The sequence below is a fragment of the Sporolactobacillus mangiferae genome (assembly GCF_023336505.1).
GTDB classification, from domain to species: domain Bacteria; phylum Bacillota; class Bacilli; order Bacillales; family Sporolactobacillaceae; genus Sporolactobacillus; species Sporolactobacillus mangiferae.
The window spans coordinates 129123-142465 of the sequence record NZ_JAMAST010000001.1 but is presented as its reverse complement, the minus strand read 5'-3'; the positions used below and the strand labels follow the sequence as shown (position 1 = coordinate 142465).

10 protein-coding genes and 1 other RNA gene are annotated in these 13343 nt (G+C 40.5%); 10 read left to right on the top strand and 1 reads right to left on the bottom strand.

Annotated elements, in window-relative coordinates; translation table 11 throughout:
* The first annotated feature begins 13 nt into the window (after positions 1–13).
* The 4 genes from dtd (at position 14) to ssrS (ending at position 4379) form a co-directional block, all read left to right on the top strand.
* Positions 14–466, top strand: coding sequence for a D-aminoacyl-tRNA deacylase (dtd, locus tag M3N64_RS00765; protein ID WP_249095328.1), 453 nt, complete (start codon positions 14–16; stop codon positions 464–466).
* A 540-nt stretch (positions 467–1006) separates the two neighbouring features.
* Positions 1007–2269 (top strand): histidine--tRNA ligase, encoded by a 1263-nt coding sequence (gene hisS / locus M3N64_RS00760; protein WP_249095308.1) that lies wholly within the window; start codon positions 1007–1009, stop codon positions 2267–2269.
* 73 nt (positions 2270–2342) lie between these two features.
* Positions 2343–4115 (top strand): aspartate--tRNA ligase, encoded by a 1773-nt coding sequence (gene aspS, locus M3N64_RS00755; protein ID WP_249095306.1) that lies wholly within the window; start codon positions 2343–2345, stop codon positions 4113–4115.
* 78 nt (positions 4116–4193) lie between these two features.
* Positions 4194–4379: non-coding RNA, 6S RNA (gene ssrS, locus M3N64_RS00750), on the top strand.
* 66 nt (positions 4380–4445) lie between these two features.
* Here the strand turns inward: ssrS and M3N64_RS14055 are convergent.
* Positions 4446–4574, bottom strand: a complete 129-nt coding sequence (locus M3N64_RS14055; RefSeq protein ID WP_283163244.1) for a hypothetical protein — start codon at positions 4572–4574, stop codon at positions 4446–4448.
* Positions 4575–4689: 115 nt separating this feature from the next.
* Here M3N64_RS14055 and M3N64_RS00745 point away from each other — a divergent pair, with 115 nt between their 5' ends.
* From M3N64_RS00745 to M3N64_RS00720, 6 genes are read left to right on the top strand one after another with little or no spacing between them, the layout of a single operon-like run.
* A complete protein-coding gene (locus M3N64_RS00745; RefSeq protein WP_249095302.1) occupies positions 4690–5856 on the top strand; it encodes a hypothetical protein in 1167 nt (388 codons plus the stop codon).
* 44 nt (positions 5857–5900) lie between these two features.
* On the top strand, positions 5901–7457 hold the full coding sequence (gene wsfD / locus M3N64_RS00740; protein ID WP_249095300.1) for a glycan biosynthesis hexose transferase WsfD: 1557 nt from the start codon (positions 5901–5903) through the stop codon (positions 7455–7457).
* Positions 7457–9016 carry a hypothetical protein gene (locus M3N64_RS00735; RefSeq protein ID WP_249095298.1) on the top strand — a complete coding sequence of 520 codons (1560 nt, stop codon included), beginning with the start codon at positions 7457–7459 and terminating at the stop codon, positions 9014–9016. Before wsfD ends, M3N64_RS00735 begins: the two co-directional genes overlap by 1 nt.
* A gap of 6 nt (positions 9017–9022) precedes the next feature.
* Positions 9023–10276: a glycosyltransferase family 2 protein gene (locus M3N64_RS00730; RefSeq protein ID WP_249095295.1), complete on the top strand. Its 1254-nt coding sequence runs from the start codon at positions 9023–9025 to the stop codon at positions 10274–10276.
* A gap of 47 nt (positions 10277–10323) precedes the next feature.
* Positions 10324–12447: a cellulose biosynthesis cyclic di-GMP-binding regulatory protein BcsB gene (locus M3N64_RS00725; protein ID WP_249095292.1), complete on the top strand. Its 2124-nt coding sequence runs from the start codon at positions 10324–10326 to the stop codon at positions 12445–12447.
* Positions 12434–13303: a diguanylate cyclase domain-containing protein gene (locus tag M3N64_RS00720; RefSeq protein ID WP_249095277.1), complete on the top strand. Its 870-nt coding sequence runs from the start codon at positions 12434–12436 to the stop codon at positions 13301–13303. The genes M3N64_RS00725 and M3N64_RS00720 overlap by 14 nt, the downstream gene beginning before the upstream one ends.
* The last annotated feature ends 40 nt before the right edge of the window (positions 13304–13343 follow it).

The window sequence follows — 13343 nt, the reverse complement described above, 5'->3', positions numbered from 1 at the left end:
AAGGACGGACGATATGAGAGTTGTTTTGCAGCGTGTGAAAAATGCCAAAGTCGATATTGACGGTGAGACGGTTGGAAAGATAAACTCGGGACTCCTCCTCCTGGTCGGCATAAAAAACGAAGATACGGAACAGGATCTTCAATATGTAGCGGACAAGCTTGCGGGGCTGCGCATTTTTGAAGATGAAGGGGGCAAAATGAACCGATCGATTGTGGAGGCAGGGGGAGCCATTCTTTCTGTTTCTCAATTTACTTTATATGGGGATGCGAGTAAAGGGAGGCGGCCAAGCTTTATCAGTGCCGCACGTCCTGAGATTGCCGAACCGCTCTATGAAGCTTTTAATGACAAGCTGCGCGCTCATGGCCTTCATGTCGAAACCGGTGTGTTTGGCGCCAATATGGCTGTGTCATTAGTCAATGACGGGCCAGTCACTTTGATCATTGAAAGTAAAAAACATGAGCATTGAAAAAGCGGACAGCAGGTAACTTTTCATCAAGCCTTGACAATTATAGTGAAGATACGTAGTATAAAAGAACGAACAAAGCCATTGATGAAGAGGTTTCGGGGTTGATTCGTCATAAGAGAAGGCGTGCCGCAGGCTGGAAGCGTGCCGGCGAATTCCCGCAAACAGACACTTCAGAGGCGTTTTTCTGAACGACCGCATACCATGCGTTCATTAGGATCAACCGTACCCGGGCGTTAACCGGATTCAGAGGAAGCAGTGTTACTGCTTTGAATAAGGGTGGCACCACGAAGCGTATTCGTCCCTTGTCTTTCGGATTTCCGATGGACAAGGGCTTTTGTTTTACTATAAGAAAGCTTAACATTCAGTGGATTATAGTTATAAGTGCGACGGCGGTTTTGCCTTCGCCAGAGGCTTTGCAAAGCCAAGTTTTCTGATCTATACATGTATTTTTTCTGGTACATTAAAGATTTTACAGAGAGAAAGCAGCTGTTGCGGTAATTATCCGCATTAATGCGAAAACAGATGAAGGAGGAAGATTCTGTGACAATTCAAATTCCACGCGGTACTTATGATGTCCTGCCGGAAGATGCCGCCAAATGGCAGAAAATAGAAGATGTCGCAAGAGAAATCTGCGCTTTATTCAATTATAAAGAAATACGGACACCAATTTTTGAATCCACCGACCTGTTTCACCGCGGTGTCGGCGACACGACCGATATCGTGCAAAAGGAAATGTATTCATTCAAGGATCGCGGCGGCCGTGATCTGACACTTAGGCCGGAAGGGACGGCTTCAGTTGTCCGTGCTTATGTGGAACATAAATTATTCGGAGCGCCAAACCAGCCGCAGAAACTGTACTATATCGGACCGATGTTTCGGTACGAACGTCCGCAGGCGGGACGCAATCGCCAGTTCACACAGTTCGGATGTGAAGCACTCGGTTCGGCCGATCCGTCGATCGACGCGGAAGTGATTGCACTGGCAATGTCTTTTTATCGCAGGCTCGGATTGAAAAACCTGAAACTTGTACTGAATAGCCTCGGAGATCCGGAAAGCCGCAAAGCACACCGCGAGGCACTGATTGCACACTTCAAACCATCAATCGGTGAGTTTTGCGAGGATTGCCAGAATCGCCTGGAAAAAAATCCATTGCGCATTCTTGACTGCAAAGCGGACCACGATCATCCATTGATGGCAACCGCACCGTCGATTATTGATTATCTCAATGCTGCCTCACATGAGTATTTTGAAAAGGTGAAATCGATTCTGGATGAGATGGGAATCGGCTACGCGCTTGATCCAACGCTTGTCCGCGGACTCGACTATTACAACCACACGACCTTTGAGATCATGGGTGCAAGTCAGGGAGCTATCACCACTTTGATGGGCGGCGGTCGTTACAATGGCCTGGTCAGTGAACTTGGCGGTCCGGAGACACCAGGCATTGGCTTTGCACTGAGCATTGAGCGTCTGCTTCTTGCCCTTGAGGTTGAACAGGTGGAGCTGGATGCAGATGACGTTCTGGACTGCTTTGTCGTTGCCATCGGCGATTCCGCTGAGCAGAAAGCGCCGGTGCTGCTAAATCAATTGCGGCAGGCCGGATTACGCGCCGATAAAGATTATATGGCGCGCAAGGTGAAAGGGCAGTTTAAGCAGGCTGATCGGGAACGTGCCCGTTTCGTGATTGTGGTTGGCGACGAAGAGCTGAATGCACAACAGGCGGTTGTCAAGAATATGGCGGACGGAACGCAGGAAAACATCGTGTTCCGTTCATTAACGGATTATCTTAAAGACAGACTTTAATTAGTAATGGTGTTCAGAGCTTTAGCAAATATACCGGAAAATATTAGTCAATTGACCATATGGAGGTAATGAAATGTATCGCAACGCGAATTGCGGTGAATTAACCGAAGCATCCGCCGGTCAGAGCGTAACACTGGCAGGATGGGTGCAAAAACGAAGAGATCTGGGCGGTGTCATTTTTATTGACCTGCGCGACCGCTCTGGAATTGTTCAAATCGTCTTTAATCCGCAGGTGTCTCAGGAGGCATGGAACAAGGCAGACAAGCTACGCAGCGAATATTGTGTGACTGTCAGCGGCGAAGTAACAAAACGTGATCCGGAAGCAGTTAACGAAAAGATTAAAACTGGGAAAATTGAAGTGATGATCAGTGAAATCACATTGCTGAATAAATCGAAAACACCGCCGTTCCCGATCGAAGATGAAATTGAAGCTTCCGAAGATATTCGACTGAAATATCGCTATCTTGATCTCAGACGTCCGGAAATGCTGGCGACTTTGAAAATGCGGCATAAAATCACGCATACTCTGCGTGAATTTCTGGATGAAAAAGGCTTTCTTGATGTCGAGACCCCTATTCTGACAAAAAGCACTCCGGAAGGTGCGCGTGATTATCTCGTACCAAGTCGTGTGCACCCCGGTGAATTCTATGCGCTGCCGCAGTCGCCGCAGCTGTTCAAACAGCTCCTCATGGCTTCCGGCATTGAGAAATATTATCAGATTGCTCGCTGTTTTCGTGATGAAGATCTGCGCGCTGACCGTCAGCCTGAATTCACACAAGTGGATATGGAGATGTCTTTCTTCGAAGTGGAAACATTCCAGAACATGATCGAAGAAATGCTTTTCCGCGTTATGAAAAATGTAAAGGGGATTGAGATTCCCCGCCCTTTCAAGCGCCTGACCTATGCCGAAGCCATTGATTTGTACGGTAGTGACAAACCGGACACACGTTTTGGTATGACGCTGATCGACCTGACCGACATCGCGGCGGACAGCACGTTGAAAGTATTTAAAGAAGTTCAGGAAAAGGGCGGACTCGTCAAAGCGATCAACGCAAAGGGCGCCGCCACGCAATTTTCACGCAAACAGGTCGATGAAGACCTTCGGGCCGTTGTTTCGCCATACGGAGCCAAGGGCCTTGCATGGCTGAAGGTCGAAGAAGGCGCTATGAAAGGCCCGATCGCGAAATTCTTTGACAAAGCATTGACGGCACGTATTATGGAACGTACCAATGCCGAACCGGGAGACTTGCTGCTGTTTGTTGCCGATAAGAAAAAAGTGGTCGCCGACAGTCTTGGGGCACTTCGTCTGCATCTCGGCAAGATTCTTCATTTGATTGATGAATCAGCGTTCAACTTCTTATGGGTGACACACTTCCCGCTGCTCTCATACAGCGAAGAAGAACACCGCTATGTGGCAGAACACCATCCGTTTACAATGCCGGTTGTTGAGGATCTTGATCGAATTGACAGTGATCCCGGCAGCGTACGCGCCCAGTCCTTTGATATGGTCTTAAACGGGTTCGAGTTGGGCAGCGGTTCTCAGCGTATCAGTGATCCAGCAATGCAGGAACGAATGTTTAAGCTGCTCGGTTTCACGGAAGAGCGCGCAAGGAAGCAGTTTGGTTTTCTTCTTGATGCCTTTGAATATGGCGTTCCGCCGCATGGCGGAATGGCACTGGGGATTGACCGTATTGTCATGCTGCTTGCCGGGCGCAGCAGCCTGCGTGATACGATTGCGTTTCCGAAAACCGCGAGCGCCAGCGACGTGCTGACCAAAGCACCAAGCGAAGTCAGCCCGGTACAGTTAAGCGAACTGCATCTGGATGTAGCGGCGATTTTAAAGTGATTACCAGCAATCTCCATACTCTTCAATGTTGATAAGCGCTTTCAATTGTGCTAAAATAAAGGCATAATAAAAGATGAAGAAATCCTGAAGTGTTAGTCTAAAGTCGTTATGTTTTGACCGAACATATTTTGAAAGGGAGTCCGTTGTTTCCGCTCGGAGTGCATGCCCGTAATCGGGACCCGCAAACTGTGGAACAGGGCACCCACCTGCTTATAAGTGCGGGTTTCAAATCTGCGGCTTCACAACGGCACGTTCGGGGTTTTTTAATACGCTAAGAAGCTGTATAGGATTTTAGCTAAGCATAAAAGTGTAAGCTAGATACGAAAGCGCTCACCAGCGCTTGCTGAAACCAAAGCTTTTTACATCTGTAATTTTTAAAACAGCGCGTGGCAACCAATGCTCATCCCGGTATCTCATCATGTCGGGGTGAGCATTTTTGACAAGTAAAGAAACAGCCATGGCCGGCCGCCTGAGACCCTGCATGCTCAAAATCTGCGGCAATCAAATATATGTTGTTTGTTCGAATGAATCACATTATACTAATTTTAAGGAATTGAGCGAAGGAGATAAACTTATGCGACAAACCAATCAAAAGAAGTGGCTGCATGCAGGTATGATTATGGCAACCGTTGTTATTCTTTTGATTGGTTTAGTTCTTTTTCATGGATCCAAAATGCAAGTAATGGATAAGAAAGCAAAAAGTTCTGTAGCTACGAAAATAAATGCACCGAAGCGTCAGCAAGGCAAGTATAGTCGTGAAATAAGTGAGACACAGAACTTCGTTGACGGAGAGTTGTCGGGGTCCACTGGCATTTATACCAACTTGAAGGATACTGAACAAAATCAAAATTCGGCCAGTGGGCATGAAGTATTGAGTGAGTCATATGGCTTATTATTAAACATTTATGCACTTGAGAAAGATAACAAGTCATTTGACAAGACCTGGTCTCAGTTGCAGAATACATTAAACATGGAGATGGGATGGAGCTACCGCTATAGCCCGAAATGGGACAAGAAATATCCAACTAATGCAGCTATTGATGATCTGCGTATCATATATAGTTTAAAGCTTGCTGCAAGTCAATTTTCAGATTCTGGATACATACAACGAGCGAATAAGTATAGTGCCCGTTTTAATCGTTATATGATAAAAAACGGTCGCATGTACGACTTTTATGATTCGCTTTCAGACAAGAACAACGAGTATGTAACCTTATGTTATATTGAGTTGAAATGGCTTAAACAATTAACAATGGAAAAGAGTGAAAAAAAAGAATTGCTTCGCAATATGGCAACAATTCTAAGGAATGGCTATATCTCTGACCATCTGCCATTTTATAAGAAAAATTATCATTATGCGACAAAACAATATGATTCTCTGACTACGATCAACACGACTGAGTCAATGCTATCCATACTTAGCCTTACAGAATTGGGGTTAGAAAAAGACAGGAGCATTGACTTTATTAAGAAAAAGGTGGATCAACGACAGTTAGCCAATGCCTATCATCAAGATGGTTCTGTGGCCGACGAAAATCAGTCGGCAGCAAATTATGCCATTGCCGCGATGATTGCATCGGAAATGAATGATAAAACATTTTTCGAAAAGAGCATTCATCAAATGAATACTTTCAGAGTTAATGATAAAAAAAGTAAATTCTATGGAGGGTTTGGTTATCCGGAAACAAAGGCGTTTTATTCGTTTAATAATCTAATGGCACTCCTAGCCTACAATTATTGAATGCAAGGCATGATTTAAAATCATTTGGGAGGTAACTCAAGACAATGTATCGAATTTTAAAAAACAACTCCCTCTCTTACAATAAGATTTTTCATATTTTTACACCAAGCCTGATTGCCAGCCTTGGCATAGGGGTCGTTACTTCATTGCTATTATTTGTTCCTCCTTATAAGGGTGTTGCAGATAATGGAGACTTTTTCAGAGTAGCCTATAGTAATGGCCTTTACTATTTGCCACATTATGACAGTAATTATTTCGGTTATTTTGTTCGACAATATGGGCTATTAAACTACTATAATGAAAATGGTTCTACATATTTTTCTTCACAGTCTCTGTTTATCCAGCTTTCTATAATGCTTAATCGACTTTTCTTTAGTTCACATATTTTTGATATTCGTTTTCAAGCAGTAATTTATGTTCTGCTTTTAATGATTGGTATCTATCTTCTGGTTGAATCGCTGACCTGCATGGCCACCAATGTCCTTAGTGGGTACTTTGTGGCCGGCTTAACAGTATTTATTTTCGGTGATTCTGCTTATACTGAATATTTTAATTCTCTGTACAGTGAAAGTACCATGTATGTGTCGTTTATTTTTATTGCCGCTTTCTCATTATTACTTTATCGTAATCGATATAATAACCTGTTACTGGTCATTCTGTACACGGTAAGTGCTGTTATTTTTGTTACATTAAAACAGCAAAATGCACCACTGTCCCTGATTTTTGCATTGTTTGGAATGAGCTTCTGCATGATAAATAAAAATCGCTTTTTTCGTTGGACCGTTGTATTTTTGATGCTTGTCATTCTTGGTTCTGGTGTCATGACTTACCATTTTATTTCTGATGAATTTAATAACATTAACCAGTATCAGGCGCTGACAAGGGGCGTTTTGCTTAATTCTAAGGATCCGGAACAGTCATTGCAATCATTGGGGATAAACAAGCAGTATGCCTTGTTAAGAGAAAGTATCTATTATCAGCAATATAGTACGGTTGGCGTTAATTCTAATGAACTCCGCAAAGGCCTGTATGATCATTATAACTTTGTATCTATTAGTATTTATTATATAAAAAACCTGGACCAATTTGTTGATTTGTTAAATACTGCGGCCGTGCATTGGTTTGATGTCCGGCCTATGGCCATGGGGAATTTTGAGCGATCTTCTGGCTATGCTTTTGGCGCACATACTTCATTTTTTTCAGGCTATAACACGATTCGGAAGTTGATAGCGCCAGGAAGATTTGGCTTTATCGTTGTTTTTGGCCTTCTCGTCAGCGGATGCTATCTATTTTCTTTTATTCAGGCGTATCGACAGAAAAAAAAGAGACTGTTCATTCGCTTTTTCTTGATTTTGACGTTTTTATTGCTGGGAACTGCTGCGACAATGATGTCGATCATTGGTGATGGAGATGCAGATTTAAGCAAGCATTTGCTGCTGTTTCCGATTACATTTGATTGCATGATTACTATGTTCCTATCTGATCTCATCACGAAACATGTATTTAAAAATCATGGAATTGTTAATCGAAAACAAGATAGAACCAGACGCCGAGAAATGCAGGAAAATTTACCTTCAACACCGGTTTTGGAGGACCTGTAATGAAAAGATATAAATCATTGCTGCTTTTTTTAGTTGCTTCTACTCTTGTTTTCCAGTTCATTACGCCTGAGTACACTCAGGCAGGAACATTGAATCATAAAAAGGTGCTTGTTGTTTATGATGGACTTTCTTTTCATACCGCGCATTCAGATAATGTGGCGTATATAGTACGTCAGTTAACGAGCATGGGCAGGCAAGTGACACTAACGGATCTTGCACACTATAAGTCAAAAACTGTCAATGAATTCGATAATATTGTGTACATTGTGAACACGGAAAATAACAATAACTTGAGCGGCAAATTTGAAAATGACTTAATTCAATATAAAGGACATTTTTTTCAAATTGGCGGATCACTCATTTCAAAATATTCAAACCTGCTCCGCCTGCGTACGCAGGTAGCGAGTGGAACAACACGGATGAGTGTGCACGATCAAGAATTGGAGCAAATATTGAGAGGCTCTGATACACGTTATATTAGTGATGGAAAAGGCACTCTGCTGGGACGCGTCTCCATGAATGGACAAAAAACGGGCAGTATCGGTATTTTAAATGAGCATAATCATATTGGCTATATGGCCAATCTAACCAATAATTTATCGCTGAAATTATTGGTTGCTGATCTGCTGAAAAAGTGGCTTTCCATTAAGGGGCAGGGAGCTGCTTATCTTACTTTAACGGATATAACACCATTCTCCAATTTTAAGGTGATCAGGTATGTTGCAAAAGAATTATATGACAGAGGCATCCCCTTTATTGCGGTCGCTCAACCAGTATTTTCTCATTTAAAATCTGATGCAATGCTGCGTTACCTTAATGTTTTAAATGAACTGCAAAGTAGAAATGGCGCCCTCTTTATCGGCTCGCCAGTTGTGTATAAAACGGATGTCAATGATAATCAATTGCTTCAACGTCAGATGGATGCTTTTATAAATACATTGGCTGATCATCACATTGCTCCGCTTGGCATTTCATCTCAGAACTATTGGCTTTTTGATCGTCAATATCGTAAACAAGGACTTGGTTTCTTTTCAGCTGTAATTAACACTGAAAACGATGCACACTTGTACTGGCGAGATAAAACGGAAACAGCCTTAGTAAAAGAGACACAGCTGTTTTCACTCCCTTTTCAACAGGTGGTATCACTAAATCTGCCTGAATGGGCCCAGCTTGACTTGCCAATGAACACGGCTTTAACTTATAGCATCACCCATTTCAAAACCATGAGTTCTATAAAACAATTCTTAAAAGAAATAGATACCTATCCGATCACAATTAATGACTTTATGAGGAATGATTTAGAGACGAAAAGCAGTCGTCATCATATAGAACAAAAAAATGGTGAAATATTTATAGATGGCGCACCAATAAATCATGATATACTTAAACAAATTGAATTAAAAAAGCAGAAAATACAGAAGAAAAAAAGTCAAAAACAAATTATTTTTGCAAGGCAAAACCGTTTTTTAATTCTATTATTTTCTTCTGTATTAGTTCTGTTTATTGTTTTTCTTCTAATCAGCAGACGCTATTATAAACGTAAATATCTTAAGGATTGATGAGATATGCTATCTGCCAACACGCTCCTGATTATTTCTACAGTGTGTATCTGGATATTACTCTGCATAAATATTTTATTAATCATTGCCGGATACATCTATTATTTAAAAACTGAGCATGCAACTGTTCATTTAGTGAATAAAGATTATCCTTTTGTAAGTGTGCTTGTGCCGGCGCATAATGAAGCAGTTGTGATTACACAAACGGTTAAGTCACTGCTTTCCTTTAACTATCCCAGTGATCGTTATGAAGTTATAGTCATCAATGACAACTCTTCAGACAACAGCTCGGAATTATTGGAAAATCTGAAATTAAACTACCCAACAAGACAGCTAATCATTATTAATACCAATGCACGGAATGGAGGAAAAGGAAAATCCAATGCCTTAAATATAGGGCTTAAAAAGAGTAAGGGAGCACTCATTGCAGTATACGATGCAGACAATACACCTGAGCAAAACGCTCTTCTCTATCTTGTTTCGGAACTGGTGCAGGATGAACGGCTGGGAGCGGCTATTGGTAAATTTCGAACACGGAATCGTTTAACTAATTTGCTTACACGATTTATTAATATTGAAACATTGTCCCATCAATGGATGTCGCAGGCAGGGCGCTGGCAGCTTTTTAAATTATGTACGATTCCCGGGACTAATTTTATCATACATAGACGGATTTTAGAGAAGATAGGGGGATGGGATACCAATGCGCTTGCAGAAGATACGGAATTAAGTTTTCGTATTTATATGGAGGGCTATTTAATAAAATTCCAGCCCAAAGCTGTAACCTGGGAACAAGAACCCGAAACTTTACTGGTTTGGTTCAGACAACGGACCAGATGGGTGAAAGGAAACATTTACGTTATTGTTAAAAATACAGCACTATTATTTAATGTGAAAACGAAAAAGATACGCTTTGATATTTTTTATTATATCGCGATTTATTTTTTGCTTGTACTGGCGCTAGTCACATCTGATTTGCTTCTGGTCCTTAACTTTTCAGGATATGTACAGACCACAGTTGCTGGAATAAGCAGTATGCTATGGTTGATTGCGATCCTATTATTTATTACAGGAACTTTTATAACGGTGACCACCGAATCTGATGAGATGACGATGAAAAATGTGGCCATTATTGCATTGATGTATTTGACATATTGCCAGATGTGGCTTGTTGTTGCTGCGTATGGACTCATTATGTATTTTATTGATAGTATTTTTAAACGTGAGAGAAAATGGTATAAGACAGAGCGTTTCAAATAAGTACTAGAATAGACACGAAGCAAGGTTTCAACGGGGAGATGAGTACGATGAAATACAGAGCGGTAATCGTTGCAGTGATTTTAATGGTTGCGCTGCTGGCGAATAATACAGCCAAGATTGTAAAAGCACAATCTAATAAAGAGATTAGTTCCACTTATGCTTTTCAACTTAACACAAATAATCAGGATTCCACCTTTCAGGATTTATATGATGACAAGGATTACTCATTTGAGACGATGCCATATTGGAAGACAAATAAGGTAACTGTACAATTGGATTATTCTCTATCACAGCTTACAGATCCAGATTCATCAAGTGTCACACTGTCTATAAATGGTAAGCCATTCTTTTCATTCCATCCCAAAACTTCAAAAAATCCCAATGCTATTGAGCATATTGCGGTTGTGATTCCTCAACGTTTTATTAACAATGGTTCCAATACATTAAGAATTAATAGTGAAATAAATACACGAAATTCTGATCGTATTTGCAGAACCAACGATACAAATGATTGGCTAACCGTTTATAAAACCTCACAGATTCGTGTTGATTATAACAATAAACACTTTTCTTCTCATGTCAGTGATTTTTTTGAACGCTTTTCCGGTGTCGACGTTATGACAAAGCATGATAACTCAATTGCTGTCTCTGACCAGGCAACTCATTCTGAATTTAAAGCTGCAGCGTACAGTCTTATAGGCGTTAATCAATTCAGTTCAACCGATCCGAGTTCGGCAAGCACTGGCGTTTCTATCAATCATTGGAACAGTCGCTCACTGAAAGGCAAACATTGGATCCTTCTGATCTCAGAGTATAATCATCTCCCCAGTGAGATAAAAAAACAGATCCCATCCAAGAATCTTAAAAGTGAAGCAATAATAAAAGTCGTCTCGTTCGGTAATAAGCAAGTCGCTGTTGTGACCTCGATGAATGCGGATGCATTAATACGAACCGCCAGATTAATTGCAGATCAATCATTATTGAAGCAGATGAATTCATCCTCTGCATACATAAGTAAACAAATGAATATGTTACCGGCAGACCAGAACTTTAAAACCAGACAGAAAATAGTCACTTCAAGCGATCAGGTGATCGGCCCGTTCCATCATGAGAAGAATTATTATTTTACAGTTCCAGTTAATCAAGTACTTGCCGCCGGAAGCCGTATTCATTTGCAGCTAAGGTATGCAAAAAATTTGGATTTTAATCGTTCCCTAGTTACGGTTTCAATTAATAATACGCCTGTTGGAAGCAAGAAATTAACAAAAGACCATGCGGATTCAGATTCCTTAGATCTTACTGTTCCAAAAGATATTAGAGTCTCTGGAAATTTCACGATTAATGTTTCTTATGACCTTGAAATGGATGGATTAAAATGTGCCCGAATCGGAAGCAAAACACCTTGGGCACTCATAACACCACAATCTTTTATTCAAATTTATACAAAAGAGGAAAAGAACAAGTTATTCCAAAGCTACCCATTCCCGTTTTTGAGCGATGGCCAGTTGAACCATGTGGCTGTTGTTCTGCCGTCTGAAAAGAATGACAGTGTATATGAATCTTTATCGAATGCATTAAGCTTAATTGCGAAAAATGCTCAAACAAATAATGGATCAATCGATTTTTATAACGATGATGTGGACAAACAAAAAATACGTAATAAAAACATCATTACAATTGGTACTTATTTAAATAACGGCTTAATACGGGAAATTAACAAAAACCTATATTATAAATATGATCGAAAGGGCCAAAAATTCTTGTCTAATGAGAAAATGCTGATTGACCAGAATTATGGACAAACCATTGGTACGCTGCAGCTAGTTGATGCTCCTTTTTCAAAGCAGAACGAAATACTTGTCATTACAGCACCCCATCATGCTGATATGAAAATGGCGTCAAAACTAATAGGTTCAGAAATAAATTTATCGAAAATCAGCGGTGATGGAGTCTTTGTAGACAGAGATAATCGAATTCAGTCCAATCGATACAAAAAAATAATAAATGAAGACAAGAATTCAGCCAATCTGTTTTCCAGAATGAAACACAACTCAGGCTTTGTCTGGATATTATCAATTACATCCCTGATGTTACTAACTCTGGCGACAGCCATCATTCTGCTAATTTTTAAATATAGAAAAAGGAATGAATCTGATCATGAAAAAAAATAATCTATACACAGATCTCTCGTTTATCGGATTTATTTTCCTTTGCTTTGTAATGATCGGTTATGGGTACTTATTTCATGATAATGCCTATGAACAGGCACTTTTTTTGAACATCACATTGCTTATTGCTTTAATTACTTACTTTAGTTCACTGACTCTGGGATTGATTATTAATCTGGTGTTGATTTTTTTATGCGGTAGCTATGCGCTATATCAAACCACAGTCATCGGCAATTTCCAATATTATGAGCTGTCATTTTGGATGATTGTTTCGCCGATTATGACAGTAGTGGTTCATATTATGGCACGTCGCTTAAAGTCACTGCAATCCGACATTTCGAAAATGGAAAATAATAAAACGAAATTAGGCCTGTTAGACGAAAAAACAAAATTGCGTACGCTCATCGGGTTTCAACAGGATTACAATGTCTTTATAGAGACTTCAAAGAGATATAATATTCCACTGTCTTTGATGACGATTACGCTCAGGCATAAAGCGGCGTTGGAAGGCATACTGAATCGTCAACAGCTGGATCAAATTCTTAATGATATCTCACAGACTTTAATTAAAAGTACAAGAAAAAATGATATTCTTTATCTCATTGATAAAAAGAACTTTGTGTGGGCGTTGCTTTTATTTGTCGATGGCGACCGTACGCCAATTATTATAGAACGTGTAAAAAAGAATTATGATGAATTAACAAAGTCAGGTCAGTTTCCTGTGATGCTCGATCTGCAAATGGGTTACTTACAATACGATAAAAATAATGAACTTTCTGCAGGGGAATTTATATCAGAAGCAAATAAACAAATGCAGTATGATGTCAATCAAAAAAATAATGTCAGCGGAAGAAAGTAGAGTAAAACGTGCTGGTTCGTGTGTCTTAATTGGTAGTCCT

Bases quoted from the DNA above. Each gene is read 5' to 3' on its own strand.
- M3N64_RS14055 (WP_283163244.1), bottom strand. From the start codon at position 4,574: ATGGCTGTTTCTTTACTTGTCAAAAATGCTCACCCCGACATGATGAGA.
- M3N64_RS00730 (WP_249095295.1), top strand. From the start codon at position 9,023: ATGCTATCTGCCAACACGCTCCTGATTATTTCTACAGTGTGTATCTGG.
- M3N64_RS00745 (WP_249095302.1), top strand. From the start codon at position 4,690: ATGCGACAAACCAATCAAAAGAAGTGGCTGCATGCAGGTATGATTATG.
- M3N64_RS00725 (WP_249095292.1), top strand. From the start codon at position 10,324: ATGAAATACAGAGCGGTAATCGTTGCAGTGATTTTAATGGTTGCGCTG.
- dtd (WP_249095328.1), top strand. From the start codon at position 14: ATGAGAGTTGTTTTGCAGCGTGTGAAAAATGCCAAAGTCGATATTGAC.
- aspS (WP_249095306.1), top strand. From the start codon at position 2,343: ATGTATCGCAACGCGAATTGCGGTGAATTAACCGAAGCATCCGCCGGT.
- M3N64_RS00735 (WP_249095298.1), top strand. From the start codon at position 7,457: ATGAAAAGATATAAATCATTGCTGCTTTTTTTAGTTGCTTCTACTCTT.
- M3N64_RS00720 (WP_249095277.1), top strand. From the start codon at position 12,434: ATGAAAAAAAATAATCTATACACAGATCTCTCGTTTATCGGATTTATT.
- wsfD (WP_249095300.1), top strand. From the start codon at position 5,901: ATGTATCGAATTTTAAAAAACAACTCCCTCTCTTACAATAAGATTTTT.